Origin of the sequence: Yinghuangia seranimata (assembly GCF_029953285.1) — a bacterium.
GTDB lineage: Bacteria > Actinomycetota > Actinomycetes > Streptomycetales > Streptomycetaceae > Yinghuangia > Yinghuangia seranimata.
This window is the reverse complement of the sequence record NZ_JASAOI010000026.1, coordinates 41,919-56,969: the sequence shown is the minus strand read 5'-3', so window position 1 is coordinate 56,969 and position 15,051 is coordinate 41,919. Positions and strand designations below refer to the sequence as shown.

Annotated in this window: 15 protein-coding genes and 1 tRNA gene; 2 read left to right on the top strand and 14 right to left on the bottom strand. The window is 71.9% G+C overall.

Features of this window, described 5'->3' with window-relative positions:
• Positions 1-212 precede the first annotated feature (212 nt).
• From QI554_RS17550 to QI554_RS17510, 9 genes are all read right to left on the bottom strand, one after another.
• Positions 213-959 (bottom strand): hypothetical protein, encoded by a 747-nt coding sequence (locus tag QI554_RS17550; protein ID WP_281470944.1) that lies wholly within the window; start codon positions 957-959, stop codon positions 213-215.
• The gene (locus tag QI554_RS17545; RefSeq protein WP_281470943.1) at positions 956-1,540 is read right to left on the bottom strand and encodes a hypothetical protein; all 585 of its coding nucleotides are present in this window, start codon (positions 1,538-1,540) and stop codon (positions 956-958) included. Before QI554_RS17545 ends, QI554_RS17550 begins: the two co-directional genes overlap by 4 nt.
• 14 nt (positions 1,541-1,554) lie before the next feature.
• Complete coding sequence (locus QI554_RS17540) at positions 1,555-1,962, bottom strand: helix-turn-helix domain-containing protein (RefSeq protein ID WP_281470942.1); 408 nt, start codon at positions 1,960-1,962, stop codon at positions 1,555-1,557.
• 10 nt (positions 1,963-1,972) lie between these two features.
• Positions 1,973-2,188, bottom strand: a complete 216-nt coding sequence (locus QI554_RS17535) for a hypothetical protein (RefSeq protein WP_281470940.1) — start codon at positions 2,186-2,188, stop codon at positions 1,973-1,975.
• A gap of 294 nt (positions 2,189-2,482) precedes the next feature.
• The gene (locus QI554_RS17530) at positions 2,483-4,210 is read right to left on the bottom strand and encodes a DUF927 domain-containing protein (protein WP_281470939.1); all 1,728 of its coding nucleotides are present in this window, start codon (positions 4,208-4,210) and stop codon (positions 2,483-2,485) included.
• Positions 4,207-4,713: a hypothetical protein gene (locus QI554_RS17525; RefSeq protein WP_281470938.1), complete on the bottom strand. Its 507-nt coding sequence runs from the start codon at positions 4,711-4,713 to the stop codon at positions 4,207-4,209. Before QI554_RS17525 ends, QI554_RS17530 begins: the two co-directional genes overlap by 4 nt.
• A complete protein-coding gene (locus QI554_RS17520) occupies positions 4,710-5,030 on the bottom strand; it encodes a hypothetical protein (RefSeq protein WP_281470937.1) in 321 nt (106 codons plus the stop codon). The genes QI554_RS17525 and QI554_RS17520 overlap by 4 nt, the downstream gene beginning before the upstream one ends.
• Positions 5,030-5,374, bottom strand: coding sequence for a hypothetical protein (locus tag QI554_RS17515; protein ID WP_281470936.1), 345 nt, complete (start codon positions 5,372-5,374; stop codon positions 5,030-5,032). Before QI554_RS17515 ends, QI554_RS17520 begins: the two co-directional genes overlap by 1 nt.
• A gap of 151 nt (positions 5,375-5,525) precedes the next feature.
• Positions 5,526-5,768, bottom strand: coding sequence for a helix-turn-helix transcriptional regulator (locus QI554_RS17510; RefSeq protein WP_281470935.1), 243 nt, complete (start codon positions 5,766-5,768; stop codon positions 5,526-5,528).
• Between the two features lie 121 nt (positions 5,769-5,889).
• Between QI554_RS17510 and QI554_RS17505 the strand changes: the two genes are divergently transcribed.
• The gene (locus tag QI554_RS17505; protein ID WP_281470934.1) at positions 5,890-6,336 is read left to right on the top strand and encodes a transcriptional regulator; all 447 of its coding nucleotides are present in this window, start codon (positions 5,890-5,892) and stop codon (positions 6,334-6,336) included.
• Complete coding sequence (locus QI554_RS17500; RefSeq protein ID WP_281470933.1) at positions 6,336-7,604, top strand: tyrosine-type recombinase/integrase; 1,269 nt, start codon at positions 6,336-6,338, stop codon at positions 7,602-7,604. Before QI554_RS17505 ends, QI554_RS17500 begins: the two co-directional genes overlap by 1 nt.
• Positions 7,605-7,703: 99 nt before the next feature.
• Here the strand turns inward: QI554_RS17500 and QI554_RS17495 are convergent.
• The 5 genes from QI554_RS17495 to QI554_RS17475 all read right to left on the bottom strand — a co-directional run bounded on the left by QI554_RS17495 (position 7,704) and on the right by QI554_RS17475 (position 14,201).
• Positions 7,704-7,777: transfer RNA gene (locus QI554_RS17495), tRNA-Thr, on the bottom strand.
• 55 nt (positions 7,778-7,832) lie between these two features.
• On the bottom strand, positions 7,833-9,374 hold the full coding sequence (locus QI554_RS17490) for an alpha/beta hydrolase (protein ID WP_281470932.1): 1,542 nt from the start codon (positions 9,372-9,374) through the stop codon (positions 7,833-7,835).
• A 207-nt stretch (positions 9,375-9,581) separates the two neighbouring features.
• Positions 9,582-11,252: an alpha/beta hydrolase gene (locus QI554_RS17485; protein WP_281470931.1), complete on the bottom strand. Its 1,671-nt coding sequence runs from the start codon at positions 11,250-11,252 to the stop codon at positions 9,582-9,584.
• 84 nt (positions 11,253-11,336) lie between these two features.
• On the bottom strand, positions 11,337-12,842 hold the full coding sequence (locus tag QI554_RS17480) for an alpha/beta hydrolase-fold protein (protein WP_281470929.1): 1,506 nt from the start codon (positions 12,840-12,842) through the stop codon (positions 11,337-11,339).
• Positions 12,843-13,010: 168 nt separating this feature from the next.
• A complete protein-coding gene (locus QI554_RS17475; RefSeq protein WP_281470928.1) occupies positions 13,011-14,201 on the bottom strand; it encodes a DNA polymerase III subunit delta' in 1,191 nt (396 codons plus the stop codon).
• Between the last annotated feature and the right edge of the window lie 850 nt (positions 14,202-15,051).

Genomic DNA, 15,051 nt, shown 5'->3' with positions numbered 1-15,051 from the left:
CGAGCCGATAGGCCCGATATGCCCCCTGGGGGGTTGGGCCCCAGGGGGGTATGCCCATGTCCGTCCCGGTCTGAGTGCGGGTCGCCCCCGTACCGCGGTTGCGGTGACGGGGGCCGGTGGTTCGGGCCGGTGTTGTGGGGCTGTGCTGCTGCCGCGTCGTGTCCGCGTTGCTGTTCTCGTTCGTCTTGTCGTTGTTCTTGTCTTGCGGTTGATCAACGTCGTTGCTTGCGGTTGATGTAGTTCTCTCTCCATCGCTCGCGTTCGGCTGCGCGTTCGGTGGGTGCGCCGAGGGGGGCGAGGGTGAGGGGGAGGCCGGCGGTGGTGAGGGTGACCCATCGTCGTACGGGGTCGGCTCGTCGGTCGCGCCACGCGGTGATGTGGGCTGCGATGTCGGGCCAGTTGTCGGGGTTGTCGGGTGCGGGTGGTAGTTGGGTTACGGCGAACAGGGCCTTGTCGTGGTGCGTGGGTTCGCCTGCTGCGCGTGCGATGGTCTCGCGGAGTTCGGTGATGGTGTCGAGTGTGTGTGCGTGTTTGCGTGCCTGTTGCCAGTCGCCGAACTGCTTGGGGTTGAGCTGGCCGAGAGAGTCTTCGCGGGCGTTGTAGGGGATGTTGCGTGCCTTGGCGGTGAACTGCTTTGCGGAGGTGTCGAAGTCGGTGGCGAGCACCTTGATCCACCCTGCGGCGATGGCGGCGACGGCTTGGTGAAGTTGTTGGGCGGCGGGGGCGCACATGGCTGCCGCGGCGGCGCGGGCGGCATGGACGGCGGCGACGTCTTGGCCGTAGGTGGCGAGGATGCCGGGGAGGTCGTCGGCGCTGGTGGGGAGTTGCGGCGGGTCGGGGTCGTGGGCGTTCGCGGCGGCGTGTACCGCGGCGTGCAGCGCGTCGGCCTGGTCGACCTGGTCCGGGATGGGGAGGCCGTATGCGCGGGCGGCGGCGAGGGCTTGGGCTGCGTAGGTCATGCGAGGTCTCCGTACTCGTCGGTGTCGGCGAGCTGGGCGATCTGCCAGGCGCTGAGGGTGCCGAGTTCGGGCGGGGTGGGGGCCTGGTGGGCGACCAGGCGCATGAAGTTGAGCTGTAGGTCGTCGGGGTTGGGCAGGCTGGACAGCTCGTCGAGGGCCTGCGCGGCGGCGGGCCGGGTGGCGGTGTAGCTGGTGAGGATGTCGCCCCATCCGTTTTCGGCGGCGTGGGCGGCGACGGCTTGGGCGAGGTGTTCGTCTCTGGAGCGTTCGGCGCGGGCGAGGAGTTGGGCGGCGGCACGGGGGTCGGTGAGGCCGGCGGCGCGGTCGGCGGCGTCGCGGCGGCTGATGGCGGCGGCGGGGTCAGTGGTGCCGGTGTTGCCGAAGATCTTCCGTTCGAGGCGGGTGCGTTCGTGGGCGACGTCGGCGAGGGCCTGGTCGTGGAGTTCGGTGAGGGCGTTCTGTGTGTCGCGGTGGGCGCGGGCGAGGGCGACGCGGCGGGCGTGGTCGGAAAGTTCGCGGCGTCCGCGGATGGCGTCGACGCGGCGGGCGTAGTTGTCGTGGATCTGCTCGGCGGTGGCCATGGGGGTCCTTACGGTCAGGCGGCCCGGTGTCGGACCGCGCGGTAGTGCTCGGCGGATTCGCGTTCGATGAGCCATGCCCCGTGGGGTAGTTGGCGTCCGGCGAGTCGGCCTCCGGCGGCGAGGCGTCGTACGTGCCGGGGGTCGACGCCGAGGAGGTCGGCGGTCTGTCCGGTCGTGATCCACGCTGGCATCGGGTCCGGGGTTGTCCGCTCGGTGTGTCCGCCGACGGACGCCCGCCACGCGAGGGCGGCGACGCGCAGGGCGACGAGCACGTTGTCGAGTTCGGGGTCTTGCCCGCGGACGTCGATGCGCAGTCGGGTGAGGTCGACGAGCTTGTCGAGGAGTGCGGCGATCCGGCCGGGGACGATGACGACGGCGCCGTTGCCGTGGACGTATGCGGATGCCGGCCGGTTCGGGTTCATGCCGCTGTCCTCACGCGGGCGTCGGGCCGGGGTCGTCATCGTCGGGTTCGTCGAGGGATTCGGGGTCGGTGAGGTCGCCGCGGAGTCGGGCGAGCTTCTGGGCGTGGCGGGAGCGGAGTCCGGCCGCGCGGGCGGCGGCGAACGCGGCCCGGTCGGCGGTCTGCTGCTCGCGCCGTCGGCGGGCGTCCTCGACCATGCGGGCGACGCGGTCGTCAGGGTTGGTCATGCCGGGTCGTCCGTCGTCACGATGTGTGTCTGCGCTCCGAACAGCGGGCCCTGTTCTCGGCTCAGTTGCGTACCCCCGTGGGACGCGATAGCAGAAGCGGCCCTGACCTGCGTAAACCTGGTTCCGGCGAGGGGTACGCGCAGCTGCGTACCCCCGCCTGAGCGGTTCTGGGGGTACGCGCGACTGCGTACCCCTGCCACATAGGACTTGACCTGTGGCTTTGCCTTGCAGACCCGGGGGTACGCACGCAAAGCCCAGAGAGGGGCTGTGTTTTCGGTCCGTGGCCGGGTCATGTCACTCTCCGTCGTTCGTGTCGCTGGCGAACACGTCGGGCGAAAAGACGTACATCCGGGCGACGGAGCCATTGATCTTCTTCTTGATCAGGTAGGCGGGCCGGTACGACGCGTTCTCGATCAGGACCCCGCTCTCCCGCCACCCGGGGATGACCGACTCCACTTCGTACCCGGCGCGGCGGAGGGACTCCTTCAGCCGCTCGGGCAGGAGAGCCACCGTCGACCGGCCGCTTTCCACGAGTTCGCGGCCGATCCAGCCGGTGACGGGCGCGTCGTCCGTGCTGTGGGGGCGCCACACGGCGCGGCTGTTCGCGGCGACGTACTCGCGGACGACGTCGAGGGCCATTTCCCCGCGGTTGTCGGTCGGCTCGGAGGAGGTGAACAGCCGCTTCCACGCGCTGGATTCCGGAGGAGCGAACGGGATGATGCCCCAGGCGTGGGCGAGTTCGGCCGCGAGCATGAGGGCGGCGACGAGCGGGGCGCGCCGCGCGCTCATGTCGTTCTCGCCCCGGCACGCGTCGGCGAGTTCGCGGTGTCGGGCGACGAGCCGGGTTTTCCCTTCGGCGGCGAGCAGGCGCATGAGGTGCTCGACGAAGCGGGGGCCGGCAGTGCCGTGGTTCTCCGCGCACCCGTCCCGTACGGCGATGGCCGCGGCGGCCGATGCCGGGCCGTCCGTGCCGAACGGCGGTTCCTTGACGGTCAGGACGCGCGCGGCGGCGCCCTGGTCGGTGGTGTACGTGAGGACGGACTGTTCCCCGGTGGAGATGACGATGGTGTGCCACGGCAGGCCGCTGGGCCATCCGCCGCCGCGTGCCTGCCCGCGGTTCTTGGGTACCTGGTAGAGCACGGCGTGCACGAACTCGGGGTCCTTGACCAGCTTCGTCTCGTCGACGACGACCGGCAGGCCGTTGACGAGGTTGAGCCGCTTCTCAAGCGCGAGCATCGTGGTTCGCCACGAGTACATGCCGTCGGACTTCTCGCTCGGGTCAGCCCACGCGCTCAGCCCGGCCGCCGCCGCGGTGGTCTTGCCGCGGGTGGACCGGCCGGCGATGTCGAGGACGTACGAGTTGACGCCGAGGATCGGCAGCAGCGGCGCGGCGAAAGCGGCGTGGAGGGCGGTCTGCGCGGCCGGGTAGCCCTCCAGATGCTTGACGGCGTCCTGCCACCCGTCGAGGGTGCCGTGAGGGGCGTGTGCGGCCAGCGCGGGCTTTTGCTCGTCGTACTTCACCTCGACCCGCAGCGGCGAGTCCTGCGACGTGACGAACGTGCCGTCCGGTTGCCACCCGAGGGTGCGGGCGAGGTTGAACCGCGGGATGGCGTCCCAGTTGCACGCTTCCCACGCGGCCAGCCACCGTTCGAGGAGCTTGGCGTCCGCTTCGATCGCGGGCAGTCCGGCGTCGCCGAGGGTGGCGACGAGCAGGCGCCCGCGTTTCGCGGTCGACCGGGCCACGATGCGGGGGACGACGCGGCCGTTGTCGATCCATGCGAGTTCCACCGTCTGGTCGCCGGACGGGTCGACGTAGACAGCGCGGATGATCAAGGGGGCGTACGTGACCCGCGTGAGGACGTCGCCTTCCCGGGTCTCGCGTACGGCCCAGATACCGCGTGTGTCCGCGCGGTACCCGGTCGGACAGCGGTACCGGTCCACGGCGGTGCCGTCCGGGCGGATGATCCGCCGGAAGGCGCCGAGTCCGGTACCGCCGTCGGCGGTTTCTTGCTGGTCGGTCACGCTGCACCCGTCTCGGGTTCGCCCAGGCGTCGCCCGCCCGATCCGGGGATGATCGGGGCAGGCCAGCCCGGGGCTTGGATCATGGGTCGTGGTTCGGGGTATTCGCGGCGCCGCGCCTGGAGGACTTCGAGCGTCGGGAGCCGGGCGAGGTCGTGCCGGTCGGGGCGGACGGCGGCGGTGATCTCGTCGACGACGTCGTTTTCGTAGGCGAGCCGCGCGGCCCGCATGTCCGCGACCTCGAGGCGCAAGCGCTCGCGCAGCTCGACGTCGTCCTCGTACCGGGCGGCGGCGAACCGCAGCGCGGCGACCCGGCGGATGGTCTCGCCGGCCTGCTCCCACTCGAGCGTGCCGAACTGTGGGATGTCGGAGCCGGGTTCGAGGGCGTGGAGCGCGTCTGCCTGCGCCGTGAGCCAGGCACGCACCGCGGGGCCGTCGAGGTGGGTAGGCCGGGAGGCCCGGGGCGGCCATGCGCCCCGGGCTCCGGCGGTGTCGGTGCTGGTCACTCGACCGGCCCGTCGACGAACGTTCCCGGGACGTGTTCGGCGATGCGGATCAGCTCGTCGGCCTTGTCCGGGTGACGGTCGAGGACGTCGGCGAAGTAGAGCCCGAACATGTGGGCGGCGTACTCGCCGAGGGTTTCGGCGACGACGAGCCAGCGGCGGCCGTTGTCGTCGACCAGGCCGTATCCGATGGCGCCGAAGGGCAGCGCGACGCGCACGATGGTCATGTCGGCGTCGGTGTCGTCGTAGCCGTGGCGGGCGGCGTGTTCGGCGAACGCCTCGACGCTGACGACGGCTTCCGGGGTGGTGGTGGTGTTCATCAGGCACCGTCCGCGCGATTGCCGACGGCGATGGTCTTGGCGCCCCAGCGGGGTTCGCGGTACTCGTCGGGTCCGGAGTGGAACCACGCGCGGATGGCGATGTCGCCGACCTCGGCGAAGCGCGCGGGGTCGAGGTCGTCGGCCATGACGAGGGCGAGGGGGATGTCTCGCTCGTCCCACACGAGTCCGTCGGTGTGGGGCGGCATGGCCGGGCGGGCGAGGATGAAGACGAGCGCGCCGGCGGCGGCGACGGTCTTGGCGAGGCCGTCGGGCAGGTCGACCGGCATGATGCGCTTGAGGTCGGCGCCGGTGACCGGCGTTCGGGGTTGTGCGATGCTGGGCATCAGCGTTCCTTTCAGCGTCAGCCCCGGGGTCTGGTCTGGTAGCCGGTGACCTGGGGCTTTCGCATCTCTTGAGTTGGGTTCGCTTCGCGGCCTCCGCTGGGCCGGTGTTGGTAGCACCGGGGTTCCTGGCGGGGGTCGCTCCACGCCGGGATCAGGCAGCGACGACGCGACTGTCGAGCCACGCGTCGACGTCGCGGCGGCGATACCGCACCGGGGCGCCGCGACTGGCGCCGAGCTTGAGGTACGTCGGGCCGGTCTTGCGCCACCGCATGTTGGCGAGCGTCTGCTCTTCGAGCTGTGTCCACTCGCTGACCTGCTCGGGCGTGAGGAGCGCGTCGGGGTCGGTCGGAATGGCGAGCGTCTTCGCCGCCTTCAGCCATCCGTCTTCAGGCATGACTATCCCTTCGATAGTCGTACGCAACATTACGATGCGTCGACGGATCGAGAGTAAGCCCATGGAGGTGGAGGGAACAAGTGGGATTGCGCGCACATCATTTTGATGCGACTCTGAGGCGGTGGCAGACGAGAAGAAGAATCCGTTGGGGCCGACCGGGCATCAGGTGCGCGTAAACCTCGCACGGCTCCGCGAAGCGCGCGGGCTCACGAAAAAGCAACTCTCCGACGCTGTAGGTGAGTTGGGGCGCCCCATTCCGCCGCTGGGTATCTCGCGCATCGAGAGCGGAACCCGTCGCGTTGATGTCGACGATCTCGTCGCGCTCGCAATCGTCCTCGGCGTCAACGTCTCAACGATGTTGCTGCCGTTCACCGACGACCACGCCGAGATTGCCGACCTCACAGGCGTTGGCGCGGTCAGCGCTGATCGTGCGTGGGACTGGGCCGATGGGGCCATGCCCATCGAAGCCATCAACCCCGGCGATCCAGAGGGTCGCCTCTTGACGTGGAACTTCTACGCTCGCCCGCCTGGCCGGCGCGAGAACTTCTATCCAGCCGGAGAGGACTGATGGCACGGGTATGGATTGAGGACCGGGAGACGCACGCCGACTACCAAGAGGCGATCGTCAAGTGGAAAGCGGCCAAGAAGGCCGGCAGCAAACGGCAGCCGCCGGGCCGGTGGCGCGTGCGCTGGTACGGGCCGGACGGGAAGGGCAAGGCCAAGACGTTCGGGAAGCTGCCGCAGGCCGAGGCCGAGGTCACGGCGATCACGACGCGGCTCGACAAGGGCAGCTACCGCGACCCCGCACTCGGGAAGGCGCTGTTCTCCGTCGTCGCCGAGGAGTGGTTCGCGACGAAGCGCAGCAAGGCGCGGACCACGCTGCGGGACTACCGCGAACTCCTGGACAGCTACGTGCTGCCGAAGTGGAGTGGCTGGCAGGTCTCGGCGGTGCAGTGGGCCGAGGTGTCCGCGTGGATCGCTGAACTGTGCGATCAGCCGGGGCTGTCCGGTCGGAAGCTGGGCGCGGCGCGGGTCATCAAGACGTACCGGGTGTTCGCCATGGTCATGAAGCACGCGGTGAAGTCCGGTCGCATCGCGGTGAACCCGGCGACCGATCACGAGTTGCCGGCCGTCGACGATGACGACGATCACGTCTATCTGACGCACGAGCAGTTGGAACGGCTGGCGGACGCGGCCGACGACTACCGCACACTCATCCTGGTTCTCGGGTACTGCGGGATCCGCTGGGGTGAGGCGTCCGCGGTGAAGGTCGGCCGGATCAACGCCGCCACGCGGCGTCTGCGGATCGTCCAGGCGTATAGCGACGTGAAGGGCGTGCTCGCACTCGGGCCGGTGAAAAACCACGAGAAGCGCTCCGTCCCGCTCCCCCGTTCCTTCGCCGAGGAACTGAGCGCGGCGGCGGCCGGGTTGAAGGCGGCCGATCTGCTGTTCACCGCGCCCGGGGGCGGGCCGCTCCGGTACAGCAACTTCCGGGGCCGGGTGTTCGACAAGGCTGTGAAGGCGGCCGGGCTCGGCGGTCTCGGGATCACGCCGCACAAGCTGCGGCACACCGCGGCCTCGCTGGCCATTGCAGCTGGCGCGGACGTGAAGGTGATTCAGCTCATGCTCGGGCACAAGGACGCGGCCATGACGCTGAACATCTACGGGCACCTGTGGCCCGACCGGCTCGACGAGGTAGCCGACGCGCTCGACGCGAAGCGGGAGCGGCTGCTGCTGCGCACGCGCCTCGTCACGGCGATGCGGGCGGTCGTCGAGCGGGGTGCTCCGACGGCGATCCCGACGCCGCGCACACCCCAAACCGCGTTGGTCGCGTAGGCACCCGCCCGGAACCACGTGTACAAAATGCGTACTGCCCGCCCGGAGTGTTCCGGACGGGCAGTGGACAACTGGCCTGTGACCAGCGTCTTTACGCTGAGCCGCCTAAGGGAATCGAACCCTTGACCTACGCATTACGAGTGCGTCGCTCTGGCCGACTGAGCTAAGGCGGCGTGTCGCCACCGTGGTGGTGGGGACGGCGATAAGCATACACAGCCCGCGCGGTGATCAATTACAGGTTTTGCCGTCGGGCGGGGTGGTGCCCGTCAGGAGGTAGGTGTCGACGGCGGTGTCGACGCAGGTGCTGCCGCGGAGGTAGGCGGTGTGGCCGTCGCCGTCGTAGGTGAGGAGGTGGCCGGAGGAGAGCTGGCCGGCGAGGGCTTGGGCCCAGGCGTAGGGGGTGGCCGGGTCGCGGGTGGTGCCGACGACCAGGATCGGGGCGGCGCCGGGGGCCTTGATCGTGTGCGGGGTGCCGGTCGGGGCGGTCGGCCAGGTGCCGCAGGTCAGGCCGGCCCAGGCGAGCGCGCGGCCGAAGGTGGGCGAGGTCTGGGTGAACTCGGGGACCTGCGCCTTGACCTGGTCGGGGGTGGTGGCGGCGGGCGGGCCGTCGAGGCAGTTCACGGCGGCGTTGGCGTACATGAGGTTGGTGTAGTGGCCGTCGGAACCGCGCTCGTAGTACATGTCGTTGAGTTCGAGCAGCGGCTTGCCGTCGCCGCGCAGCGCCGCCTGGAGGGCCAGGGTGAGGTCGCTCCACTGGTCGCGCGAGTACAGCGGCGACAGGATGCCGGTGGTGGCGATGGCCTCGTCGACGCGGCGGGTGCCGTCGCCGGGCAGCGGGCTCGCGTCCAGCTGGGCGAGCAGCGCGCTGATGCGGGCCTTGGCGGCGTCCCGGGTGGGGCCGAGGAAGCACGAGCCGCCCGCGACGCAGTCGTCGAGGTAGGCGTTGAGCGCGGTCTCGAAGCCGCCGCCCTGGATACGGTTGGCGGTCACGGCGGGCTGGCTCGGGTCGATCGCCCCGTCGAGGACGAGCCGGCCGACCTTGTCGGGGAAGAGGTCGGCGTAGGTGGCGCCGAGGAACGTGCCGTACGAGGCGCCCAGGTAGTTGAGCTTTGGCTCGCCGAGCGCGGCCCGGATCTGGTCCATGTCGCGGGCCGCGTCCGCCGTGCTGACGTGCCCCAGGAGGCTGCCCGCGTTGGACTTGCAGCCGTCGGCGAAGCGCGTGAAGCCGTCGACGAGCGCGCGCTCCTCGTCGGGGCTGTCGGGGGTCTGGTCGAGCTGCGTGAACTTGTCCATGTCGGGGTCGCTCAGGCACTTGACCGGCGTGCTGCGGCCGACGCCGCGCGGGTCGAAGCCGACGATGTCGTAGCGCGCCCGGACGTTCTTCGGGAACTCGCTCGCCGCGTACCGCGCGAACGCGACGCCGGAGCCGCCCGGACCGCCCGGGTTGACCAGCAGCGAGCCGATGCGGTCGGGGCCGGTGGCCTTCTTGCGGATCAGCTCGAGCTTGATCTTCTCGCCGCCGGGGTCCGCGTAGTCGAGCGGCACCTGCAGGACGCCGCACTCGAACCCGTCCTGGCACTTCGACCAGCTGATGTGCCCGGCCTCCGGCATCGGCACGGAGGTGGTCGCGCCGCCGGAGGGGAGGGGTGAGCCGCTCGGCGGGTGCTTGGCGGCGTCCTTGACGTCGCCGGCTCCCGAGCACCCGGCCAGCAGGACCGCCGCGACCACAACCGCGCCGACGCCTCGCCTCACCCGTACCGCCCCTCGCATCGTCGGCCCTCGGCCGCGCGCGGCAGCCGGATCGCTTGCTTCGTACCCACGAGCGTAGCCGCCGACCGGTGCCGTGGCCCGGCACCGACGGGCGGCGCGCGGCGGGAATCCCGGACATGCGTGAGCCCCGCCCGGAGGGGGCGGGGCTCACATGACACGCGACACGGCGTCACGCACCGTCGAGGGCTCGCGGCGGGCCGGGTCGGCTCACGTGCAGCGCTTGCCCTTCTCGGGCATCGTGCCGTCCATCAGGTACGCGTTGACCGCCGTGTCGATGCAGGTGCTGCCCTTGCCGTACGCCGTGTGCCCTTCCCCTTCCAGGGTCAGCAGCGTGGCGTTCTCCATCCCGGCCGCGAGGCTCTCGGACGCCGCGTACGGCGTCGCCGGGTCGCCCGTGGTGCCGACGACGAGGATCGGGTGGTCCTTGGGCGCCTTTATGGTGTGCGGCTTCTCCGGCGTCTGGTACGGCCAGAACTCGCAGTCGGGCCCCTCGAAGTCGGACTGGTCGGTGTCGCGCGAGAACAGCGGGGCCTCGCGGCGCAGCCGGTCCAGCGCCTGCGCGATGTGCTCCGGCGTGGGGGCGTCGGCGCGGCGGTCGGCACAGCGGATGGCCGGGAGGGCGTCCTCGGAGCCGTCGTAGTGGCCTGAGGTGTCGCGGCCGTTGTAGTTGTCGGCGTAGAAGAGCAGGGCGGTGCCGTCGCCGCGCTGCATCGCGTACGTGAGGGCCTCGCGCAGGTACTTCCACGCCCGGTCCTCGTCGCCGTACAGCAGGCTGATGGCGCCGGTCCAGCCGAGGCCGGAGCTCAGCTTGCGGGCGGCCTTGTCGCGGGTCGGCAGCGGCTTGGTGCGCAGCCCGTCGAGGAAGTCGGCGCCGATCTGGGCGGCCTTGTTCGGGTCGGTGCCCAGCGGGCAGTCGCTGCGACTGGCACAGTCCTTCGCGAAGCGGGTGAAGGACTTCTCGAAGCCGACGGACTGGTTCACGGAGCTGTCGAGCGGGTCCTCGTTCGGGTCGACAGCGCCGTCGAGGACGAGGTGGCCGGCCCGGTCGGGGAACTCCTCGGCGTAGAGGGCGCCGAGGTAGGTGCCGTAGCTGTAGCCGAGGTAGTTGAGCCGCTGGTCGCCGACGAGGGCGCGCAGGACGTCCATGTCACGGGCCACGTTGCGGGTGCCGATGAACGGCAGCAGGTCGCCGGACTTCGCCTGGCACGCGGCGGCGAACTCCTTCGACCGCTTGTCCGAGAAGTCCTTGGACGCCTTGTGGTCCTGCGGGTCCGGGCCGTCCTCGGCGTTGCGCCGGTCGCGGGTGGCGTCGTCCAGGCACGCGACGGGTGTGCTGGCGCCGGTGCCGCGCGGGTCGAACGCGACGACGTCGAAGTTGTCGTGGACGGTGCCGTCGAACTGCTCGTACGCCTGCTTGAGGTAGTCGATGCCGGAGCCGCCCGGGCCGCCGGGGTTGGTCAGCAGCGAGCCCTTGCGGGACGCCTGCTTCGCGGCGGGCATGCGCATGACGGCGATGTCGATCGACCGCTTGCCCGGGTTCGCGTAGTCCAGCGGCACGCGCATCGTCGCGCACTGGAAGTCGGACTCGTCCTTCTTCTTGGTGTCCGGGTCGTCCTCGCACGGCTTCCAGGCGAGCTTCTGCCCGTAGAACGCCTTCAGCGCCGGGTTGCTCTGCGCGGTCGCGGGGCCGCCGGGCGCGTCGGACGGGTTCGCGGAGCCGCCCGAACCGGCGCGGTCGGCGGCCTCCTTGGCCTTGTCGGCGGCGGTGCCGCCGCCGGACGAGCAGCCGGCCAGCAGGGCGGCGGCGAGGACGGCCGCGGGTATCGCGCGGCGGCCCGCGGTACGGGCGCGCGAGGCGGGGCGGGCAGGGATAGTCACATGGCATGACTATCACGCCGATCCCCCCGCCCGTTGGGCCGCGGCGGGCCGAAGGCGGCTGGTCAGCGGCCGGTCGGCCGCCGTTCAGCGCCCCGACGAGCGCCGCGTGCCGCCGGTCGCCGGGGTACCCGCGGCGGTCGGGTCGACGATGTAGCGATCAAGGAACGTCAGGGCGGCGGGCAGTTGCTTGGCCGTGTCGCCCGACCCGGTGCCGGACGCGGTGCCCGTGACGCTGCTCGCCTCGACCACGGTCGGGGCCTTCGCCACGTCCTTGAGCGCCGTGGACGCCTGGCGCCCCGTCGTGTCGCCAGTCGTGTTCGACAGCAGCACACGGACGTCCGGCTTGGCCGCGAGCAGCTGCGCGAGGTCCTGCGCGGAGCGGGCCGCCGGGGTCGGCCACAGCGGCGAGCGCAGCGTCGTACGCCCGGACAGGCTCGCCGCGGCGGCGTAGTACTGCGGGTACTGCAGCGCGTACTTCGCGGCGCACAGGCCGCCGGCGCCCTCGCCGAGCAGCGCCCACGCGGTGCGGTCCGGCGCGACGCGGTAGGTCGCGGCGACCGCCTCGCGCACATCCTCGTTGTGGAACGTCGCCATGCGGGGCTTGCCGGGGATGTCGCTGCACTCGGTGTCGAGCGTCGCAGGGTCGGCGGCCTGGTCCAACTCGGCCTGGGTGTACGGCGTCAGCTCCGGCGCGACGACGATGAACGGCGGCAGCGAACCGTTGGACACGCCCTCGGTCAGCTTGGCGAGCAGGCCCGACTTCTGGTCCAGCATCGAGTTCGCGTCCACGCCGGGGTACGACGAGTGCACGACCAGCACCGGGAACGTCTTCCCGGCGAACTCCTTCTGCTGGTACTGCGGCGGCAGCCACACCCATACGTCCGCCGTGACGCCCGAGCGCCGGCCGGACAGCGTGAGGCGGTTGAGCGCGCCGCCCGAACGGGTGCCGGCCGACTCGAACTTCTGCGGCGGCAGCGGCGCGAACGTCGCCGACGGGCTGGCGGACGGGCTCGCGCCGCGGCCCGTGGGCGCCGACGACGCGGCGGACTTCGCGTTGTCCTTGTCCGACACACTGCCGTAGACCATCGTGCCGATCGCGGCGGCGGTGACCACGAACGCCAGTGCGACGCCGCCGACCACGAACTGCGAACGGCGCCCGCCGCGGGCCGGCTTCGCGTCCGCGGCGGGCGGAACCTCCGACACGGGGACGGGGTTCGCGACGGGCGCGACCGGAGGCAGGCGGTCCGGGTCGATCTCGACGATGTCCGGTACGGGCCGGGGCGGTTCGACCGGAAGGGACGCGCGCGACGGGGTCGGCCTCGCCTTTCGGTCGGCGGCGCGGACGGCCGAGGGCTCGGCTTCAGGGCGCCGCGCGGGCTCGGCCGGGGCCGCCGGGGCGGCGCGGAACTCGCGTACGGGAAGCACCGGTTCCGGACGGACGGGTTCCGGTTCGACGGGCCGCGGCGCCTCGTCGGGCACAGCGGCGGGCTCGGCGGGCGCCCGCCGCGAGCGGGACACCAGCGCGTACGCGACGCCCAACGTCACCGCGATCAGCAGGGCCGTAAGCGCTTTCCGCGTCGCCGGTCGCACTGGTTGCACCGTCCTTGGGGGGTTGCGGCTGAGGTCGATGTGACCGGGGAGGCGGCAGATGTGCCGTCCCGAACTCTCCCATGTCGACGCTCCGAACCCCGCTCCGGGTTCCCTGCCTTACGCCGTTCGGGGATCTTTACCGAACGGCGGCACCGCGGCGGCCCCTGATCAGCCCGCGCGCAGCGTCAACGCCATCGCCTCGACCGCCAGCAGCGGCGCGACGTTCGCGTCGATCGCCTCGCGGCACGCGAGGATCGCCTCGATGCGGCGCAGCGTGTCCTCCGGCGTCCCGGCCCGCGCCACGCGGTCCACCGACGGGCGCACCTGCTCGTTGTCCAGCGGTACGGGGGCGCCGAGTTGGACGGTGAGGACATCCCGGTAGAACGCGGTCAGGTCGACCAGCGCGAGGTCGAGGCAGTCGCGCTGCGTACGCGTCGCACGCTTCTTCTGACGGTTCTCCAGCTCCTTGACGACGCCCGCCGTGCCCGACGGGAGGCGGCCGCCTGGGCCGTTCGCGCCCAGCGCGTTGCGCAGTTCCTCCGTCTCGCGGGCGTCGAGCTCGGCGGTGATCTCCTTGGCGTCGGCGGCCGCGGCGTCGACGAGCCGCTGCGCGGCGGCCATGCAGCTGCCGATGTCGCCCAACTGGAGCGGCAGTCCGAGCACCTCGGCGCGCCGGCTGCGGGCCTGCTCGTCGGTCGCGAGGCGGCGGGCACGGTCGATGTTCCCGCCGGTCGCGCGGGCCGCGTACGAGGCCATCTCCGGGTCGATGCCGTCACGCCGCATGAGCATGTCGGCGACGGCGGCGACCGGCGGCGTGCGGAGCGCGACGTGGCGGCACCGGGACCGGATCGTCGGCAGGGCGTCCTCGACCGACGGCGCGCACAGCATCCAGACGGTGCGCGGGGCCGGCTCCTCGATCGCCTTCAGCAGCACGTTCCCGGCGCCCTCCGTCAGACGGTCGGCGTCTTCGAGAACGATCACCTGCCACCGGCCTCCCGCCGGCGACAACGCGGCACGGCGGACCAGGTCGCGGGTCTCCTTGACGCCGATCGACAGCAGCTCGGTCGAGACGACGTCGACATCCGCGTGCGTACCGGTCAACGACGTGTGGCAGCCGTCGCAATGCCCGCACCCCGGCTCACCGCCGAGGGACAGGTCAGGACTCACACACTGCAATGCCGCCGCAAACGCCCGCGCCGCCGTCGCCCGCCCCGACCCGGGCGGCCCGGTGAACAGCCACGCGTGCGTCATGCCGCCGGACGACTCCTCCCCCGCCAGCACCCCCCGCGCCCCCACCGCGGCGGACCGCAGCTGCGCGATCACTCGGTCCTGGCCGACGAGGTCGTCCCACACGGTCACGGGTACGGGCTCCTCGAGTACGGGCTTGCAACGCTCCAACAACGGCACCTCGGACGCCACAAAGGCGGACGGGCTCCGCTACGACGGTACCCGGGCCACCCGACAGCGAGCGAACAGCGCCACGACACGACGCCGGCCCGCCCGACCACCGACCACGACATCGCCGGACGGGCGGGTGCGATCGCCGGCACCCCGCAGCGGTGGCTGCCCGACAGCGACACAGGCCGACCGCGGGTCCGTCACAGCCCGTCCGGGCGACCGGACGCGCAGACGCCGCACCCGTCGGCGGACTTGCGGCGCCAGCGGCCGCACTGCGACTCGGCCTGCCTCCCCCTTGGACGGCGGAATGCCGGGAAGCAGCGGAGCGCGGCCGGGCGCGGGACCGGCGGTGGACTTTGTCGGAAGCGCGGCCGGGGCGATCCGTCGATCGCGGTGCGGTCACCGGCCCGCGCAGGTGCCCCCGCGTGGCTCCGCGCGGCGTCTGCACCGGCGGCAGGACGTGATGCTCACCCGGGCCGGTGCACCGGGAGCAGCAAAGCGCGGCGCGGGGCGCGGGACTGGGCCTTCGTCGGCCGCGGCGATCCGTCGATCGCGGTGCGGCCCCCCGTCCACGCAGACGACCGGGCGCGCAGACGCTGCACCCGTCGGCGGACTTGCGGCGCCAGCGGCCGCACTGCGACTCGGCCTGCCTCCTCGGCGTCCGGACGAGGCTCCGCGCAGCCCTTGGACGGCGGAATGCCGGGAAGCAGCGGAGCGCGGCCGGGCGCGGGACCGGCGGTGGCCTTCGTCGGCTGCGCGGCCGGGGCGATCCGTCGATCGCGGTGCGGCCACGCGTCCACGCAGACGACCG

What these genes read in the sequence shown, in the direction of transcription:
- QI554_RS17550 (WP_281470944.1), bottom strand. Translation starts at nt 959, where the DNA reads ATGACCTACGCAGCCCAAGCCCTCGCCGCCGCCCGCGCATACGGCCTC.
- QI554_RS17540 (WP_281470942.1), bottom strand. Translation starts at nt 1,962, where the DNA reads ATGAACCCGAACCGGCCGGCATCCGCATACGTCCACGGCAACGGCGCC.
- QI554_RS17510 (WP_281470935.1), bottom strand. Translation starts at nt 5,768, where the DNA reads ATGCCTGAAGACGGATGGCTGAAGGCGGCGAAGACGCTCGCCATTCCG.
- QI554_RS17500 (WP_281470933.1), top strand. Translation starts at nt 6,336, where the DNA reads ATGGCACGGGTATGGATTGAGGACCGGGAGACGCACGCCGACTACCAA.
- QI554_RS17545 (WP_281470943.1), bottom strand. Translation starts at nt 1,540, where the DNA reads ATGGCCACCGCCGAGCAGATCCACGACAACTACGCCCGCCGCGTCGAC.
- QI554_RS17520 (WP_281470937.1), bottom strand. Translation starts at nt 5,030, where the DNA reads ATGAACACCACCACCACCCCGGAAGCCGTCGTCAGCGTCGAGGCGTTC.
- QI554_RS17535 (WP_281470940.1), bottom strand. Translation starts at nt 2,188, where the DNA reads ATGACCAACCCTGACGACCGCGTCGCCCGCATGGTCGAGGACGCCCGC.
- QI554_RS17515 (WP_281470936.1), bottom strand. Translation starts at nt 5,374, where the DNA reads ATGCCCAGCATCGCACAACCCCGAACGCCGGTCACCGGCGCCGACCTC.
- QI554_RS17490 (WP_281470932.1), bottom strand. Translation starts at nt 9,374, where the DNA reads ATGCGAGGGGCGGTACGGGTGAGGCGAGGCGTCGGCGCGGTTGTGGTC.